Annotated in this window: 17 protein-coding genes and 1 pseudogene; 15 read left to right on the forward strand and 3 right to left on the reverse strand. The window is 52.9% G+C overall.

The annotated features are described in order from the left end of the window. Positions 1–288 precede the first annotated feature (288 nt). Positions 289–1,362 carry an undecaprenyldiphospho-muramoylpentapeptide beta-N-acetylglucosaminyltransferase gene (locus tag VU18_RS00970; protein ID WP_047757498.1) on the reverse strand — a complete coding sequence of 358 codons (1,074 nt, stop codon included), beginning with the start codon at positions 1,360–1,362 and terminating at the stop codon, positions 289–291. Positions 1,363–1,635: 273 nt separating this feature from the next. Here VU18_RS00970 and VU18_RS00975 point away from each other — a divergent pair, with 273 nt between their 5' ends. From VU18_RS00975 to VU18_RS01005, 8 genes and pseudogenes are all read left to right on the forward strand, one after another. Then, positions 1,636–2,364, forward strand: a complete 729-nt coding sequence (locus VU18_RS00975) for a polysaccharide deacetylase family protein (RefSeq protein ID WP_047757499.1) — start codon at positions 1,636–1,638, stop codon at positions 2,362–2,364. A gap of 10 nt (positions 2,365–2,374) precedes the next feature. Continuing rightward, positions 2,375–2,971 carry a DedA family protein gene (locus VU18_RS00980; RefSeq protein ID WP_013522795.1) on the forward strand — a complete coding sequence of 199 codons (597 nt, stop codon included), beginning with the start codon at positions 2,375–2,377 and terminating at the stop codon, positions 2,969–2,971. A gap of 12 nt (positions 2,972–2,983) precedes the next feature. Further along, positions 2,984–3,079, forward strand: a 96-nt coding sequence (locus VU18_RS20990) for a hypothetical protein (RefSeq protein WP_255351062.1), incomplete at its 3' end; no start/stop codon positions are given. Between the two features lies 1 nt (position 3,080). Next, positions 3,081–4,126 (forward strand): annotated as a pseudogene (locus tag VU18_RS00985) (UDP-N-acetylglucosamine--LPS N-acetylglucosamine transferase); the annotation flags it as partial. A 253-nt stretch (positions 4,127–4,379) separates the two neighbouring features. Then, positions 4,380–5,483, forward strand: a complete 1,104-nt coding sequence (locus VU18_RS00990) for a D-alanine--D-alanine ligase (RefSeq protein ID WP_047757501.1) — start codon at positions 4,380–4,382, stop codon at positions 5,481–5,483. A 6-nt stretch (positions 5,484–5,489) separates the two neighbouring features. Continuing rightward, positions 5,490–6,866: a UDP-N-acetylmuramoyl-tripeptide--D-alanyl-D-alanine ligase gene (gene murF, locus VU18_RS00995; protein ID WP_047757502.1), complete on the forward strand. Its 1,377-nt coding sequence runs from the start codon at positions 5,490–5,492 to the stop codon at positions 6,864–6,866. Between the two features lie 72 nt (positions 6,867–6,938). Beyond that, positions 6,939–7,661 carry a carboxylesterase gene (locus tag VU18_RS01000; RefSeq protein ID WP_021322022.1) on the forward strand — a complete coding sequence of 241 codons (723 nt, stop codon included), beginning with the start codon at positions 6,939–6,941 and terminating at the stop codon, positions 7,659–7,661. 60 nt (positions 7,662–7,721) lie between these two features. After that, the gene (locus VU18_RS01005) at positions 7,722–9,125 is read left to right on the forward strand and encodes a DEAD/DEAH box helicase (protein ID WP_014194681.1); all 1,404 of its coding nucleotides are present in this window, start codon (positions 7,722–7,724) and stop codon (positions 9,123–9,125) included. Positions 9,126–9,136: 11 nt separating this feature from the next. Here the strand turns inward: VU18_RS01005 and VU18_RS01010 are convergent, their stop codons facing one another. Next, complete coding sequence (locus VU18_RS01010) at positions 9,137–9,754, reverse strand: rhomboid family intramembrane serine protease (protein ID WP_014194682.1); 618 nt, start codon at positions 9,752–9,754, stop codon at positions 9,137–9,139. Positions 9,755–9,867: 113 nt separating this feature from the next. On the opposite strand from VU18_RS01010, the gene acpS reads away from it, so the two are divergent. The 6 genes from acpS to VU18_RS01040 all read left to right on the forward strand — a co-directional run bounded on the left by acpS (position 9,868) and on the right by VU18_RS01040 (position 15,947). Beyond that, positions 9,868–10,257: a holo-ACP synthase gene (acpS, locus tag VU18_RS01015; protein ID WP_011229738.1), complete on the forward strand. Its 390-nt coding sequence runs from the start codon at positions 9,868–9,870 to the stop codon at positions 10,255–10,257. 79 nt (positions 10,258–10,336) lie between these two features. Next, positions 10,337–11,350, forward strand: a complete 1,014-nt coding sequence (locus VU18_RS01020; RefSeq protein WP_014194683.1) for an outer membrane lipoprotein carrier protein LolA — start codon at positions 10,337–10,339, stop codon at positions 11,348–11,350. 248 nt (positions 11,351–11,598) lie between these two features. Then, entirely contained in the window at positions 11,599–12,753 is a 1,155-nt protein-coding gene (gene alr, locus VU18_RS01025) for an alanine racemase (protein ID WP_011229741.1), read from the forward strand. 126 nt (positions 12,754–12,879) lie between these two features. After that, positions 12,880–13,161: a CopG family ribbon-helix-helix protein gene (locus tag VU18_RS01030; protein WP_011229742.1), complete on the forward strand. Its 282-nt coding sequence runs from the start codon at positions 12,880–12,882 to the stop codon at positions 13,159–13,161. Positions 13,162–13,165: 4 nt separating this feature from the next. Next, entirely contained in the window at positions 13,166–13,516 is a 351-nt protein-coding gene (gene ndoA / locus VU18_RS01035) for a type II toxin-antitoxin system endoribonuclease NdoA (protein WP_003253417.1), read from the forward strand. 265 nt (positions 13,517–13,781) lie between these two features. After that, entirely contained in the window at positions 13,782–15,947 is a 2,166-nt protein-coding gene (locus tag VU18_RS01040; protein WP_021322019.1) for a Tex family protein, read from the forward strand. 18 nt (positions 15,948–15,965) lie between these two features. Here the strand turns inward: VU18_RS01040 and cmpA are convergent, their stop codons facing one another. Continuing rightward, positions 15,966–16,079 carry a cortex morphogenetic protein CmpA gene (gene cmpA / locus VU18_RS17780; RefSeq protein WP_013144046.1) on the reverse strand — a complete coding sequence of 38 codons (114 nt, stop codon included), beginning with the start codon at positions 16,077–16,079 and terminating at the stop codon, positions 15,966–15,968. Between the two features lie 89 nt (positions 16,080–16,168). Between cmpA and VU18_RS01045 the strand changes: the two genes are divergently transcribed. After that, positions 16,169–16,618, forward strand: a complete 450-nt coding sequence (locus VU18_RS01045; protein ID WP_011229744.1) for a SprT family protein — start codon at positions 16,169–16,171, stop codon at positions 16,616–16,618. Positions 16,619–16,785: the final 167 nt, after the last annotated feature.

The raw sequence follows: 16,785 nt of genomic DNA on the forward strand, positions 1-16,785 counted from the left end.
GGGGTTGTTCCGCCGGGCGGTTTTCTGGTTGGGGGAAGGAAATGGAAAGAGAAAAAATTTGAATAAAAATAACCCGTAGTGCTAGCTGAGTGCTAAGACTGAGCCAGCATCACAATTCCAGTACAACATCAAGAAGATATCGATCTCTTGTGCGACCATGTGTTCCGTATCAACCGTTATCGGCTTGAGCCGGTGTAAAGGAGAGAAGGCTCGTTGTGTGGTGATGAAAACAAAACGAGGCGATGCCGAAAAACGGCCGTGGTTGGCCGCATCGGGCATCGCCTGTTTTTACCGGCGGGCGGGGGCTTGAATGATTGCAAGCAGCGTTTGCAGCGGATCGCTCGCGCCGGCTTTCTCCATGTTTTTTTGGTAGCGGTCTTTGTTTTCGTATAGGCGGTGAATGGCGGCTTGCAGCGATTCGTTCGTCAAGTCCTCTTCCATCAGCACTTCCGCATAGCCTGCTTTTTCAAACGAACGGGCGTTAAGGATTTGGTCGCCGCGGCTTGCCGCTTTCGAGAGCGGGATGAGCAGCATCGGCTTGCGCAAGGAGAGCAGTTCGAAAATGGCGTTCGCCCCGGCGCGGGAGACGACGATGTCGGCCAAGGCGAGTAAGTGGGGCAGCTCTTCGTTGACGTATTCGAACTGTTTGTATCCTTTTTGGCCTGCGAGGCTCGGGTCGATGTTTCCTTTGCCGCAAATGTGGATGATGTCAAATTCGGCAAGAAGCGTCGATAGGTTGGCGCGCAAGGCGTCGTTAATTTTTTTCGAGCCTAAGCTGCCGCCCATCGCCAGCAAGACCGGTTTTTTTCCGTCGAACTGGCACATCTTCCTCCCTTGTTCGGCGTTGCCATCCTTCAACTCTTCGCGGACGACGGCGCCGACGTAGACGGCTTTATCGGCATTGACGTATTGCTTCGTTTCCGGGAAGGTGAGGCAGATTTTTGTCGCAAACGGCATAGCGATTTTGTTCGCAAGCCCCGGGGTTAAGTCAGATTCATGGATCACCGACGGCACACCGTTCAGCCAAGCGCCGAGAATGACGGGAACGGAGACGAATCCGCCTTTTGAGAAGACGACGTCCGGTTTTTCTTTTTGGATCAGGCGGTACGCCTGCCAAACGCCTTTCAGCACGTTGAATGGATCTTTAAAGTTTTTCCAGTCAAAATAGCGGCGCAGTTTTCCGGTCGAAACCGAATAGTACGGGACGCCGTCGATGCGGCCGATAATCTCCCGTTCAATCCCTTGATGAGATCCGATGTAAACGATATCCCATCCCAGCTCTTTCAATTTCGGGATGAGGGCGACGTTGACCATCACGTGGCCGGCTGTGCCGCCGCCGGTTAAGATGATTTTTTTTCGCAATGCGGATCACCTGTCTTTTTTTAATCGCTCGTGTATCGTTATGTATTATAGCAGATTCCACTTAGCTTCGGGAGGAAACCAAGCGGTGGCGTTTTTCGTATAGTAAGAAAACTGGACGGTCTGCATGAAATTTTCATGATTTTCTTTTCGATTTCTCATTTGTTTGTTATATGATAAAACATCTGCAGCGTGATGATCTCGAATATAGAAAGTTCATTTTTCTATTTTCAGAGAGAAGAAATATTGGTAAAGTACAATCAAGAGGTGAATGCCATGTGGGTTTGGCTGTTCGTTTGTTTCATTGTGGGAATTGCCATTTATGGCATTGTACCGACGATCATCATTCGCAAAAAGCGGGTGCGTTTGTTTCGGGAGGGGACGGCATCCGATTGTCTGGCGCTGACGTTTGATGACGGCCCCGACCCGTATTATACGCCAAAGTTGCTTGATTTATTAAAGAAATATGGCGTGAAGGCGACGTTTTTCGTTGTCGGCCGCAAAGTCGAGCGCTATCCGGATATTGTGCGGCGGATGGCCGAAGAAGGCCATGAAATTGGGATTCATAATTACCGCCACATCAGCAATTGGCTGTTGCCGCCGCTTTGGTTGGATTGGGGGGTGCGCCGCGCCGCCGCGGCGATTGAGCGGGCGACGGGCCAACGCCCGGTGTATTACCGCCCGCCGTGGGGGCATTTTAACGCTTGGACGCCGATCGTGCAAAAGCGGTATACAACGGTGTTATGGTCGCATATTCTTGGCGATTGGAATGAAAGAATTGGTACAATGGAATTGTTCCGCCGCTTGCGTTCGTCCATACGCGGCGGGGCGGTGATTGTGCTTCATGACAATGGGGATGCGTTAGGTGCTGACAAACGCGCGCCAGAGCAAATGTTGTCAGCGCTCGAGCTGCTGTTTAAGGATGAAGCAGCGAAAAAGATGCGTTGGGTGACGATTACGGAACTGAGAAATGTGCAAACTAATACACAAATCTCGGCGATGTAGCGGGGGAGCTATGGATACAAGCGTATGGTTGCCGTATGTCCAGTCATATGGATATGTGATGCTGTTTTTATTTTTGTTTTGCGGCATTGTCGGCATTCCGGCGCCGGAGGAAAGCTTGCTCTTTTTGGTCGGCGTGATGGTTGCCAAGGAGCAGTTGCTGCTTGGACCGTCGCTCGCTTCATGCTGGGGCGGGGCGATGGCCGGCATGGTGACGGCATACGGCGCCGGCCGGTGGTGGGGGGCGCCGTTTGTGCAAAAGTACGGCAAGTGCGTCGGAATTACGGCTGAACGTTGGGAGCGGGCTCGCCGCTGGTTTGGCCGCTATGGCAAATGGGGGATTTTGTTCGGCTGCTATGCTCCCGGGGTGCGGCAAATTTGCCCGTATATGGCGGGAGTGAGCCGGTTTCCGTTCGGGCCGTTTTTGTTGCTGTCGGCGCTTGGAACGGCAGGTTGGGCAGTTCCGTTGACCGCGGCGGGGCTTTGGCTCGGCCAGCGCATCCATATCCCCCTGATTTCTTTTCCGCTTGCCGGTTTGGCGTTGTTTTTGCTTTTTTTGCTTGCGGCATGGGTTGGGCAGCGGAGGCGCAAAAAATCTTTCGAAAGCTAAAGGGTGCGATCGATGATGAAAGTATTGTTTTTGCCGCTGTTTCAAATGAATACGGGACACCATAAAGTAGCCGATACGTTGATGGATTTTTTGCGCCGCCAGTTTCCGNCGGTCGAAAGCAAAAAGATCGATTTTTTGAGCTATTGCAATGAACTGATGGAAAAAATGGTGTCAGAGGCCTACTTGCGCTGGATTCGCTCGCATCCTGCTTCGTACCACCGTGTGTACAAAACGCTGATGTACCAAGAGCCGCCCCGGTTTGAGTTCATTTCGTTTGAGCCATGGCTGCCTTATTTTGAAAGCAAAATGAAAAAGATGGTGGAAGAAGAACGGCCGGATTTAATCGTCTGCACCCATTCGTTTCCGTCGCGCATTTTGCAGCGGCTGAAGCGAAAACGGGTGCTGACGGTTCCAGTTGTCAATGTCTACACCGACTTTTTTATGAACAGCATCTGGGGGAAACGGTTTATTGACTATCATTTTGTTCCCCATCAAGAGGCGAAATGGGAGCTGATCACGAAGTACGGGGTTGACAAAGGACGCATCATCGTCACTGGTATCCCAGTGCACGATGTGTTTATGAATCGGTCGGAAGCGAGACGCAAGCGGCAGCCTGCTCATGTGCTTGTCGCCGGTGGAAACCAAGGGCTTGGCAATATGCTGGCGTTTTTGCGGGCGGCCCGCACGTCAACGTTGTTCCGCTATTCGGTGCTGTGCGGCGCCAATCGCCAGCTGTACGAGGAAATCGCCAGCTGGCAGCTGCCTCATATCCGGCCGCTTCCATACATCGCTGACCCGGAAGAGATGAATCGGCTGTATGAAGAGGCGGATGCCGTCATTACGAAACCAGGCGGGGTGACGGTCAGCGAGTTGCTTCATAAGCGCATTCCGATTTTTACGATCGATTGCTTGCCTGGGCAGGAGCGCATCAATTTGCAATATTTACAGCAAAATGGTCTCATTTATCATTTGGTCGGGCCAGAAAGCGGCGAGCAGCACATGCTTCGCCTGTTGATGGATGACGTGGAGAAAAACCGGCTTTTCCGCCGTGTGTCCGATTATTTTGCCGGCGTGGAAAAAACGGGGCAAGAAGCGCTCGCCGAAGTGGTAGCGGCCATGCCGCAACGCATGGCTTGGCGCGTGTTGCATCCGTAGCGACAGAAGGTGTCCCAAAACGGTCGGGGCACCTTTTCTTATTCCTGTATATACGTGTAAAACAAATGCTGGAAAACGATATGTTGTGCTTTGTTGAAAGAAGAATCACCTTTTTAGACACCCTCACTTTTTTGTTCCTAATCGCTTATGGGGGGTGGCGAAACAACCTGCATCGTACATATAAAATATCAGACCGTTGGGCGCGAAACGTGTTACAATAGGAACGATGGCCAAGGAAAGAGGAGGAACGATGATGAAAACGAAAGTTGGCGTGTTATACGGCGGCAAATCACCGGAGCACCAAGTATCGTTGTCGACGGCGATGGCGGTGATGAACGCCATTGATCCTCATAAATTCGATGTCATTCCGATTTATATTACACCGGAAGGTCAATGGATCAAGGGCGAACAGTTGACCGGACCGATCGAGGAAATCAAGCAGCTGCAATTCACTTCGGCGGCGACCGCCTTGATTCCGGTTTCCTTGAACCAAGTTCCGGCTGCCGATTCGGCTGCGGGAGGAAACGAGGAAACGATCGATGTCATTTTCCCGCTTTTGCATGGGCCGAACGGCGAAGACGGAACGGTGCAAGGGTTGCTTGAGATATTGAACATTCCGTATGTCGGCAACGGGGTGCTTGCTTCCGCGGTCGGCATGGATAAGGTGATGATGAAAAACTTGTTTGCGCAGGCCGGGTTGCGCCAAGCAAAATATATCGCCGTGACGAAGTACGATTGGCAAAAAAGCGGCGAGACGGTGTATGACCGGATCGAACGAGAGCTTGGCTACCCGTGCTTTGTCAAGCCAGCCAACGCCGGTTCGAGCGTCGGCATTTCCAAATGCAAGCAGCGCGGCGATTTAAAAGCCGCATTTATCGAGGCATTTCAGTATGACCGAAAAATTATTATTGAAGAGGCGATTGTCGGCCGCGAAATTGAAATCGGCGTGATCGGAAATGATGAGCCGATTTGTTCGGTCGTTGGCGAAATTGTTCCCAAAAAGGAATTTTACGACTATGAAGCGAAATACGAAGACGGGCAAACCGAATTGATCATCCCAGCGGACGTAACGAAAGAACAGTATGAGACGATCAAACAAATGGCCATTACGGCGTTTCAGGTGCTGGATTTGTCTGGACTTGCGCGCGTCGATTTTTTCCTCGCCGAAGATGGCGCTGTTTATATCAACGAAGTAAACACGATGCCAGGCTTTACGCCATACAGCATGTTCCCGCTTCTTTGGCAGCACAGCGGTGTGCCGTACCCGGAGCTGATTGAACGGCTTATCGCGCTCGCATTGGAACGACATCAAGAAAAGCAGACGATCACGTACACGTTCAAAAAAGAAAAGAGGTGAGAGCCGATGATCAAACGGACAGTGCGGCAAATCGCCGAAATGGCTGACGGACAGTGTTTAAAGCCGGAATGGGAGAATATGGTCGTAAGCGGTGTGTCAACCGACACAAGGACGATCCAAGCCGGCAACTTGTACGTTCCGTTGCGCGGTGCGACCTTTAACGGCCACGATTTCGTGCAAGAAGCGGTGCAAAAAGGAGCCGCCGCCGTACTGTGGGCGGAAAGGGAAGGAACGCCGCCGGAAGGTGTGCCAGTGGTCGTTGTGGATGATACGCTTTTGGCATTGCAGCGGCTCGCCGCCCGCTACCGCGAGCAGCTTGGAATGAAGGTGATCGGCGTCACTGGCAGCAACGGCAAAACGACGACGAAAGATATGATTGCCGCGCTGCTTTCAACCCACTATCGAGTGCAAAAGACCGAAGGGAACTTGAACAATCACATCGGCGTGCCGCTGACGCTTCTTTCGCTTGACGAAGGGACGGAGATGGCCGTTGTCGAAATGGGGATGAGCGGGTTTGGCGAAATCGAGCGGCTGACCATGATCGCCCGTCCGGACGCAGCGGTCATCACGAATATCGGAGAAGCACACTTGCAGGAGCTCGGGTCGCGGGAAGGCATCGCCAAGGCGAAGTTGGAAATTTTGGCGGGTTTGCACCATGATGGTTTATTCGTCTACCACGGCGATGAGCCGCTCTTGACGGAGCGCGTGCCGAAGTTGCCGCTTCCCCGCCATGTCGTGACGTTCGGGGCGGGCGAACAGAACGATTACTATCCGACCGATGTGCGCATTGAAGCGGGAGGAACATCGTTTGTCATCAATGCGCTCCCCGGCCGGACGCTGTTTATGCCGGTATTAGGCAAGCATCATGTGTACAACGCACTCGCCGCCGTCGCGGTTGCTCGTTTTTTCGGCATCGGTTGGGAAGACATTGATGCGGCCCTCTCCCGCCTGCAAGTGACGCGCATGCGCACGGAAGTCGTCAAGACGAAATATGGCTTTACCGTCATTAATGACGCCTACAATGCTAGCCCGACATCGATGCGCGCCGCCTTGACGCTGCTTGGGGAATTAGGCGGCTACCGGCAAAAAATCGCCGTATTGGGCGATATGTTGGAGCTTGGTGACGAAGAAGTGGCGTTTCATCGAGAGATCGGGGAGGTGTTGCGGCCGGGAATGGTGGACTATGTGTTCACTTACGGGCCGCTGGCGCACCATATCGCCGCGGCGGCTGCCCCATTTTTTGATGATGGGCGGGTGAGGGAGTTCGACGATAAAGCAGCGTTGGCCGAGGCCGTGCGTTCCGTCGCGACTTCGGATGACATTGTTTTATTGAAAGCATCGCGCGGCATGAAATTGGAAGAGTTGCTTCGATATTGGGTGTAACATCAAGCAACCCGAGAGAAACTAAAAGCGGCGTCACAGGCGCCGCTTTTCATTCGGGCGGGGGTGGAAATGATGATCGGCTGTTTATGTATTCACGGGTTTACGGGAAGTCCAGAAGAAGTGGCGCCGCTGGCCGATTATTTGCGAGAGCGGACCGATTGGATGATCGAAACGCCGACCTTGCCGGGCCACGGAAGCGAACTGCGGTTGAAAGGAATTACATACGACCAATGGATCGCAGCGGCGGAACAAGCGTTTTTAGCGCTCCATCACCGTTGCAGTGTGGTGTATGTCATTGGGTTTTCAATGGGTGGAGTGATCGCCGTCTACTTGGCGGAAAAATACCCGGTCGCCAAACTCGTGCTGCTAAGCGCTGCGTTTTACTATGTCAACCCGCGCCAATTATGGCGCGACATCCGCGAGATGTTTGCCAATGGATGGAAAGGAGCGCGGGAGCACCCACTGTTTCTCCGCTATCGAAACAAAATGATGGCGACGCCGTTTTCAGCTGTCAGGGAGTTTCGCAAACTCGTTCGCGATGTGCGTCCCCGACTTCCGCGCGTCGCGGCACCCGCGCTCATTGTGCAAGGAGAAAAAGATGGGATCGTGCCGTTAAAAAGCGCCTGCTATTTATATGAACGCATGGGGTCTTCAGAAAAAAAGCTGTTGCTTTTGCCCAATTCGTTCCATCATGTTTGTCATAGCATCGATCGGCACGTTCTGTTTGCTGAGGTGGAAACATTTTTGCGCGCTGCCCATGCCCATCATTGCAAATCACCGCATAACATGGTATGATAACTGTCAAACCTTTCTCTCGGATAAAGGGACGATTTTTTATAAGGAGTTTGGATAACATTGACGACATTTCAAGAATTAGGATTAAGCCAAGAAGTGATGAAAGCGATCGAGCGGATGGGGTTTGAAGAGACGACTCCGATTCAAGCGAAGACGATTCCGCTCAGTCTGCAAAATAAAGACGTAATCGGTCAAGCGCAAACCGGAACGGGGAAAACGGCGGCGTTTGGCATTCCGATCGTTGAGAAAGTGAATGTGAAAAACAGCGCTGTTCAAGCGCTCGTTGTCGCGCCGACGCGTGAGCTCGCCATCCAAGTATCAGAAGAGCTGTACAAAATCGGCGCCGTCAAGCGCGTGCGCGTCTTGCCGATTTACGGCGGTCAAGATATCGACCGGCAAATCCGCGCTTTGAAAAAACATCCGCACGTGATCGTCGGGACGCCGGGCCGTATTATCGACCATATCAACCGCGGGACGCTCCGCCTTGAGCATGTGCATACGGTCGTTCTCGATGAGGCGGATGAAATGCTCAATATGGGCTTTATCGAAGATATTGAGGCGATTTTAAGCCATGTGCCGGCCGAGCGGCAGACGTTGCTGTTCTCGGCGACGATGCCGGATCCGATTCGCCGCATTGCCGAGCGCTTCATGAACGAGCCGGAACTTGTCAAAGTGAAGGCAAAGGAAATGACCGTGCCGAACATTCAACAGTACTACTTAGAAGTGCACGAGAAAAAGAAATTTGACATTTTGACGCGGCTTCTTGATATTCAGGCGCCGGAGCTCGCGATCGTGTTCGGCCGCACGAAGCGTCGTGTCGATGAGCTGGCAGAGGCGCTCAACTTGCGAGGCTATGCAGCGGAAGGCATTCATGGCGATTTAAGCCAAGCGAAACGGCTGTCGGTGCTGCGCAAGTTTAAGGAAGGTGCGATTGAAATTTTAGTGGCGACGGATGTTGCGGCGCGCGGCTTGGATATTTCCGGCGTAACGCACGTGTACAACTTTGATATTCCGCAAGACCCGGAAAGCTATGTCCACCGGATTGGGCGCACCGGGCGCGCCGGCAAGACAGGGGTGGCGATGACGTTTGTCACTCCAAGGGAGATCGGCCAGCTTCACCATATTGAGCGGACGACGAAGCGGAAAATGGAGCGGATGAAGCCGCCGACACTTGATGAGGCGCTCGAAGGCCAACAGCGTATCGCTATCGAAAAGCTTCTCAACGTCGTGGAGACCGAAAACCTGTCATTTTACAAACGGGCAGCGGAAGAATTGCTTGAAGAGCACGATTCGGTAACGATTGTCGCTGCCTGCTTGAAAATGTTGACGCGCGAGCCGGATACGACGCCGGTGCAATTGACGGAAGAGCCGCCTTTAGCGGTCAAGCGGGAGAAAAAACGGGGCGGCCGCCCGGACGGCTCAGCCCGCAGCCGGACGAAGAAACGGCGGATTACGGCGCATTAAGCGCCGTTTTTTCATAGCCGAGGCATGTAAAACGACGGCCGCTTGGGGCGGATGGACAAAAAGGGGGCAAGCAGGCCGCCGACGGCGAAGCCAAATAGATGGGCCAATAAATTCCCATGTGGTGTCATGATGCCAATCAGCAAATGAACCGCCATGACCGAAAGCAGCAGCTGGGCGTGGCGGGGGGCGACTAAGTCGCGGCGGAATAGGGCGAGGTAGCTGTACATGCCAAACAAGGCGAAAATGGCGCCCGACGCCCCGACATGGGTGTACAGCGGCGGCAGAAGGAATAAAGTGGCGACATTGGCGCCGATTCCGCCTCCGATATACAGAAACAAAAACTTTCTTTTCCCAAGTGCGCGCTCCAGCCAGGGGCCAAACAGCCATAAGGACAAACTGTTGGCGGCCATATGGTGGAAATCGCGATGCAGCACGATTGGGCTGACAAGCCGCCAGCACTCTCCATGGCGGATCGCGCCGTTCGTCCCGACGGCGTATTGCCAAATGGGTTCAAGCGCTGTCAAGGGAAGAGAAAACAACAGCCATGCGGCGATATGGACCAATAATAAGGCGGCAACGACGGGATAAAGGCGGACAAATGAGCGGACATCGCTTGCATGTTGAAACACGGGTTGGTCTCCCTTCTTCGCGGAAATGGGGCGTTTTTTATAAGCCATCTTATGCGGGTCTCTCATAAAAAATTTGTCCGACCATCAGGGCGGATAGGATAGGTGAGGAAGCAGTGATCGTCGGCATTGGCATTGATATTGTAGAGTTGGAACGGATCCGCTCCCTTCTTGAGCGGAGCCGCAAATTTCCAGAGCGAATTTTGACGCCGCGTGAAAAAGCGCAGTTTGGCGAGTTGCCGCCCGCAAGACAGGCAGAGTTTCTCGCCGGGCGATTTGCGGCTAAAGAAGCGTACGCCAAAGCGCTCGGAACGGGGATCGGGCGGCATCTATCGTTTCAAGACATCGAGATCGTTTCCGATGAGCACGGAAAGCCGAGCATTGCTGCCCGCCGCGATGGCGAGACGGTTCATCTGTCCATTTCCCATAGCCGCGATTACGCCGTCGCCCAAGTCGTCATTGAGCGCCTTGGACCGATGACGCCGGCTGATGCTTGCCATGGCTAGTCTGCATATTCCCGAAAGTTGTCTCATATATTGTAGTGCATGGGTAGAAATCGATATATGAGGCAAAGGGGTTGAAGCGATGGGCAGAAACGTGCTGATGGCGTTGGTCGGCATCATTTTTCTGTTTGCTTTGGCTGGCTGCGGGTCGAAATCGCAGGAAGAGGTGCTGAAGGCGCTTGATGAAAAGGTCGATGAGATGACGGGTTATCAGGCTGAGGCGAAAATGACGTTCCGCACCGGTGAGAAGCCGCAAGTGTATCATGTTGAAGTGTGGCACAAGCAGCCGTCCTACTACCGCGTCAGCTTGAAAAACGCCGACAAAGGACAAAGCCAAATGATTTTGCGCAATGACGAAGGGGTGTTCGTCTTCACGCCGGCGCTCAACAAAACCTTCAAGTTTGTGAGCGATTGGCCGAAAAACAGCAGCCAAGCGTATTTGTACGAATCGCTCGTCAAAGACATTTTGAGCGATTCGAAGGCGAAGTTTAAGGCGACGGACGATTACTATGTGTTTGAGACGAAAACGAACTACCCGAACAGCGAAGTCATTCCAACCCAAGAGATTACACTGCGCAAAAAAGATTTGGCGCCCGTCTCGGTCAAAGTGATGGATACGGACCGGAAAGCGCTGTTGACGGTCGAGTTTTCCAACGTCGAGTTTAACAAAAAGTTTGATGATGACGCGTTTGATACAAAGAAAAACATGACTGGCGCCCGTCTTGAGGTGCCAACGATGGCCGAAGGAAAAGAGCAAGTGATGGCCGTCATGTACCCGAGTCAGCTTCCGAAAGGGGTTCAAGCGCTCGAGGAAAAAGAAGTGAAAGGTGAAAACGGCACGCGCGTCATTATGACATTCGGCGGCAAAAAATCGTTTACGCTCGTGCAAGAAAAAGCGGATGTGCTTCCGGCGACAAGCATGCCAGTTCTTGTCAACGGCGACCCGGTTGATTTAGGATTCACCATTGGCGCCCTCACCGACCGAACGTTGACATGGTGGTACAATGGGGCGGAGTTTACGCTCGCCTCGGACGATTTGACGCCGGAAGAAATGGTGATGGTCGCCAGCTCAGTGCAAGAAAAAGCGGCAAAATGACAGTGCGGTTTTGCAAACAGGCGGCTTTCCGCGTTGAAGCGGAGAAGCTGCTTTTTGTTTTTGTGCAGAAGCAGTGAAGGCAGGACAGTGGACGAATCGTTGCGATCTCCAATGTTTTCCGCCGTTTTTCTCATTTTTCCGCCGCTCATCCTATTCCTTCTTCCCTAGGAACATGGTAAACTAAAAAAGGAATCCAATCGATTCAAGCGCTTTCAAACTGGCTATGACTAGAAAGGCAGCGAGAGAGGATGGACGAGTTTCACCGCGATACGTGGGTGGAAATTGATTTGGACGCCATTTACGACAACGTCGCGAATTTGCGCCGCTTTTTGCCGGAGGGTACGCAAATTATGGCCGTTGTCAAGGCGAACGCCTACGGGCACGGCGATGCCCAAGTGGCGGCAACGGCGCTCGAAGCGGGCGCTTCCCGCTTGGCCGTCGCCTTTTTGGACGAGGCGCTTGCCTTACGAAAAAAAGGCATCGATGCCCCGATTTTAGTGCTTGGGGCGTCTCGTCCCGAGGATGTGGCGTTGGCCGCCGAACACCGCATCGCCTTAACCGTGTTTCGCTCTGATTGGCTCGAGAAGGCGTCATCGCTGTATAACGGTTCGACCCCGATTCATTTCCATTTAAAGATGGACACGGGAATGGGACGGCTTGGGGTTAAAGACGAAGAGGAGACAAAGCGAATAGCGGCCTTGATCGATCGCCATCCGCCCTTTGTGCTTGAAGGGGTGTATACGCATTTTGCGACCGCTGATGAAGTGAATACGGATTACTTTTCTTATCAATACGCCCGCTTTTTGCATATGCTTGACTGGCTGCCGTCGCGGCCGCCGCTCGTTCATTGCGCCAACAGCGCGGCGGCCCTTCGTTTTTCCGATCGAGCGTTCAACATGGTTCGCTTTGGCATTTCGATGTACGGGCTCGCCCCATCGCCGGACATCAAGCCGCTCCTCCCATACGAATTGAAAGAGGCGTTTTCGCTCCATAGCCGCCTTGTACACGTCAAAAAACTGCAACCAGGCGAAAAGGTGAGCTACGGTGCGACGTACACCGCGCAGACGGAAGAGTGGATCGGCACGATTCCAATCGGTTATGCGGACGGCTGGCTGCGCCGCCTGCAGCACTTTCATGTGCTTGTTGGCGGGCAGCGGGCGCCGATCGTCGGCCGTATCTGCATGGATCAATGCATGATCCGCCTGCCGGAGCCGCTGCCTGTCGGGACGAAGGTGACATTAATTGGCCGCCAAGGGGACGAAGTCATTTCCATCGATGATGTCGCCCGCCATTTGGGCACAATCAATTATGAAGTGCCGTGCACGATCGGCTACCGGGTGCCCCGTATTTTTTTCCGAAATAAGCGTATAATGGAAGTGAGAAACGCCGTTGGTCGCGGATGAAGCGATGCATAATCTGCTTCGGAAGACAAAGGATAGAAAATGGAGAAATGACTTTGCAGCGCCGTTGTTTAATGGTATCATGAAGTGGAAGCAATCAATGGCTGCAGTTCGTGGAGGTGTATATTTGTGTCGGAATCTGGCGCAACAGCGGAAATCGTCGTTCGTTTGCCGCAGTCGCTGCTGACAGAACTGGACGTGCTCGTAAAGCAGGAAAACGGCAACCGCAATGAACTCATTTATCAAGCGACGAAAATGTACATTCGCGAGCGGAAGAAACGGCAAATTCGCGAGGCGATGAGACGAGGCTACATGGAAATGGCGAAAATCAATTTATCTATCGCTTCTGAAGCGTTTCATGCTGAATACGAGGCCGACCACACCGTTGAACGCTTAGTTAGCGGGGGGTAATGCTTTGATTGTCAAACGTGGCGACGTGTATTTTGCGGACCTTTCCCCGGTTGTTGGCTCGGAGCAGGGCGGCGTGCGCCCCGTGTTGGTGATCCAAAACGATATCGGCAATCGTTTTAGCCCGACGGTGATTGTCGCGGCGATTACGGCGCAAATCCAAAAAGCGAAGCTGCCGACGCATGTCGAGATTGACGCGAAACGCTACGGGTTTGAACGCGATTCGGTCATTTTGCTTGAGCAAATTCGCACGATCGACAAGCAACGGCTGACCGATAAAATCACTCATTTGGACGATGAAATGATGGATAAAGTCGATGAGGCGCTGCAAATTAGCTTAGGGCTGATCGACTTTTGATAGAGCGAAAAACCTTTGCTTTTGGCATAACAGCGAACAGGAGAAACGGCGTTTTCGGTTGCCAACGGGCGGCCGAGCGGATGGGGAAAGCGGCGTTGACGTGCGGCATCGGTCTTGATTATCGAGTGTTCACGTTGGTGAGACGGGCAGATCGGTCTTCCCGGAACGATCTGTCCTTCCATTTTCATCTATGTATACTGTTTCACAAAGCAGCTGCGTACAGGTAGCGCTTTTTTATTTTCCATGTCATTAAGGAGGGAATCGCTTGGCTAACGAACAGCGGCTCATTGAAGTCATTGCCGTCGAGCAGCAGCTGGCAGCGAAGCAAGTCGAAAACGTCATTGCGCTCCATCGAGAAGGAAACACGATCCCGTTTATCGCCCGCTACCGGAAAGAAATGACTGGGGCGCTCGATGAAGTGCAAATTCGTGAAGTACTGGAGAGATGGGAGTATTTGCAGCATTTAGAACAACGGAAAGAGGAAGTGCTCCGCCTCATTGACGAGCAAGGGAAGTTGACGGAAGAGTTAAAGCGCGACATTCTTGAGGCCACGAAGTTGCAACAAGTCGAAGATTTATACCGCCCGTATCGGCAAAAGCGGCGCACGAAAGCAACCATCGCAAAAGAGAGAGGGCTTGAACCCCTTGCCGAATGGCTCCTTTCGTGTCCACCGGCCCCAACTCCGGAACAACAGGCCGAAATGTTCGTCAACGAAGATAAAGGAGTCGCAACCGTTGAAGAGGCGCTTCAAGGTGCGAAAGATATCATCGCCGAAAAAGTGGCAGATGACGCTGCTCTTCGTCAATGGGTGCGCGACGAGACGCGGCGGAAAGGAACGATTGCTTCGGTTGCCAAAGCGCCGGAAAAGGACGAAAAGAGTGTGTACGAAATGTACTACGACTACGAGGAACCCCTCGCTAAAATCGTTCCGCACCGCGTGTTGGCGTTAAACCGCGGTGAAAAGGAAGAGGTGCTGCGCGTCTCGATCAAGGCGCCTGTTGAGGACATCATTCGCTATTTGCGGCGAAAAACAGTCGCTGATGAATCGTCCCCGGCCGCTCCCATCGTGGCAGAAGCGATGGAGGACGGATACAAGCGGCTGATGGAGCCTGCCATTGAACGCGACATCCGCAACGAGTTGACGGAGAAAGCGGAGGAGCGGGCCATCCATATTTTCGCTGAAAACTTGCGCAAACTGCTTCTCCAGCCGCCGCTCAAAGGAAAAACGGTGCTCGGCATCGACCCAGCCTATCGGACTGGGTGCAAGCTCGCCGTTGTCGACGAAACGGGGAAACTGCTTCGCATTGATGTGATCTATCCGCATCCGCCGCAAGAGCGAAAAGAAGAGGCGCGCGCGAAACTTCTTCGCCTGCTTGATGACTATCACGTTGATATGATCGCGATTGGCAACGGAACAGCATCTCGGGAAACCGAACAGTTTGTCGCCGACACGCTGAAGCATGTGCAACGCGATATCTTTTATTTGATTGTCAATGAAGCAGGAGCGAGCGTCTACTCTGCTTCCGACCTTGCACGCGCTGAGTTTCCCGACCTGCAAGTCGAAGAGCGGAGCGCCGTCTCGATCGCCCGCCGCGTCCAAGACCCGCTCGCCGAGCTTGTCAAAATCGATCCAAAATCGGTCGGCGTCGGCCAATACCAGCACGATGTGTCGCAAAAAAAGCTTGCCGAGTCGCTTCGTTTCGTCGTCGAGACGGTCGTCAATCAAGTCGGTGTCAACGTCAACACTGCCTCCGTCTCCCTGCTTCAGTACGTGTCCGGGCTCACGAAAACCGTTGCAGAAAACATCGTCAAGCGTCGCGAAGAGCAAGGGAAATTCCGCAACCGCGAAGAGCTGAAAACGATTCCTCGGCTCGGAGCGAAAACGTACGAGCAGTGCATCGGTTTTTTGCGCATCGTTGATGGCGACGAACCGCTTGACCGCACGCCGATTCACCCCGAGCGGTACGCGGAAGTGAAGCAACTGTTGCGTAAGTTAGGATTTACGACCGCCGCCATTGGCAGTGATGAACTGCGCCAGGCGCTGCAAGCCATCGAAGTCGAGATGGTGGCTGCCGAGCTCGGCATCGGAGAACTGACGTTGCGCGACATCATTGACGCGTTGTGCCGCCCAGAGCGCGATCCGCGCGACGAGCTGCCCAAGCCGCTATTACGCAAAGATGTGTTGAAGATGGAAGATTTGAAGCCAGGCATGGAGCTGGAAGGAACCGTGCGCAACGTCGTTGACTTCGGCGCCTTTGTCGACATTGGGGTCAAACAGGACGGGCTCGTGCACATTTCCAAACTAAGCAAACAATACGTGCGCCATCCACTCGATGTCGTTTCGGTCGGCGACGTCGTCAAAGTATGGGTCGAGCATGTCGATGTGGCGAAGGGAAGAATATCGCTGTCGATGGTGCCGCCGAAAGAGTGAAATGGAGAAAGCACTGCCTTAGGAGCAGTGTTTTCTCCGATAAAAAAACCAGCATTGGTTCAACAGTTTAATTTGCTCACGGTTTTTCTCATAGTAGGCTCGTCTCATCTGATTTTTCAGCCATGTAGGCAAAATCAGTCACCTCCCTGACAGTGGAAAGGTAATATATATGTATGTAATGGTGAATTGTCCTGTGCCAAAAGATGAAGGAGAGACCCGCCATGGACCAAAAGCAGCTGCAAGCCCTTGTCGAACAAATTTCCATTCGCGTGTTCGGCAAGCCGTTTCGCCATACCGCTTTCTTCAACCCTCGTTTGCGCACCACCGGCGGGCGCTACATGTTGCAAACGCACAACATTGAGCTCAATAAAAAACATTACGAGCAGTTCGGCGAGGAAGAATTGATCGCCATCATCAAACACGAGCTTTGCCATTACCACTTGCACCTTGAGGGAAAAGGCTACCGCCACCGCGACCGCGACTTCCGCGAACTGCTGCAAAAAGTGGGGGCGCCTCGCTATTGTCGTCCGCTTGCTCGAAATACAAAAGCGCCGAAAACGATCTACACATACATTTGCACGTCATGCGGCCTCACCTACCGCCGCAAAAGACGGATCAACATAGACCGTTATGTTTGCGGCCGCTGCCGAAGCAAGCTCAAACTATCCTAGACTTCCATGACAAAAAAATTTGGTTGCCATCGGAAGGATGAAAATATCTCTATGTCGAATATTACAGTTTTACACATTTTGAAGCTCAGGTATTTTCAGAGTAGATGCAATTTGAAACTTTAACATTTGCAGCTTTTCCATAGCCTCGGCATTTGATCGACTGTCGG

The organism is Geobacillus sp. ZGt-1, assembly GCF_001026865.1.
GTDB lineage: Bacteria > Bacillota > Bacilli > Bacillales > Anoxybacillaceae > Geobacillus > Geobacillus thermoleovorans.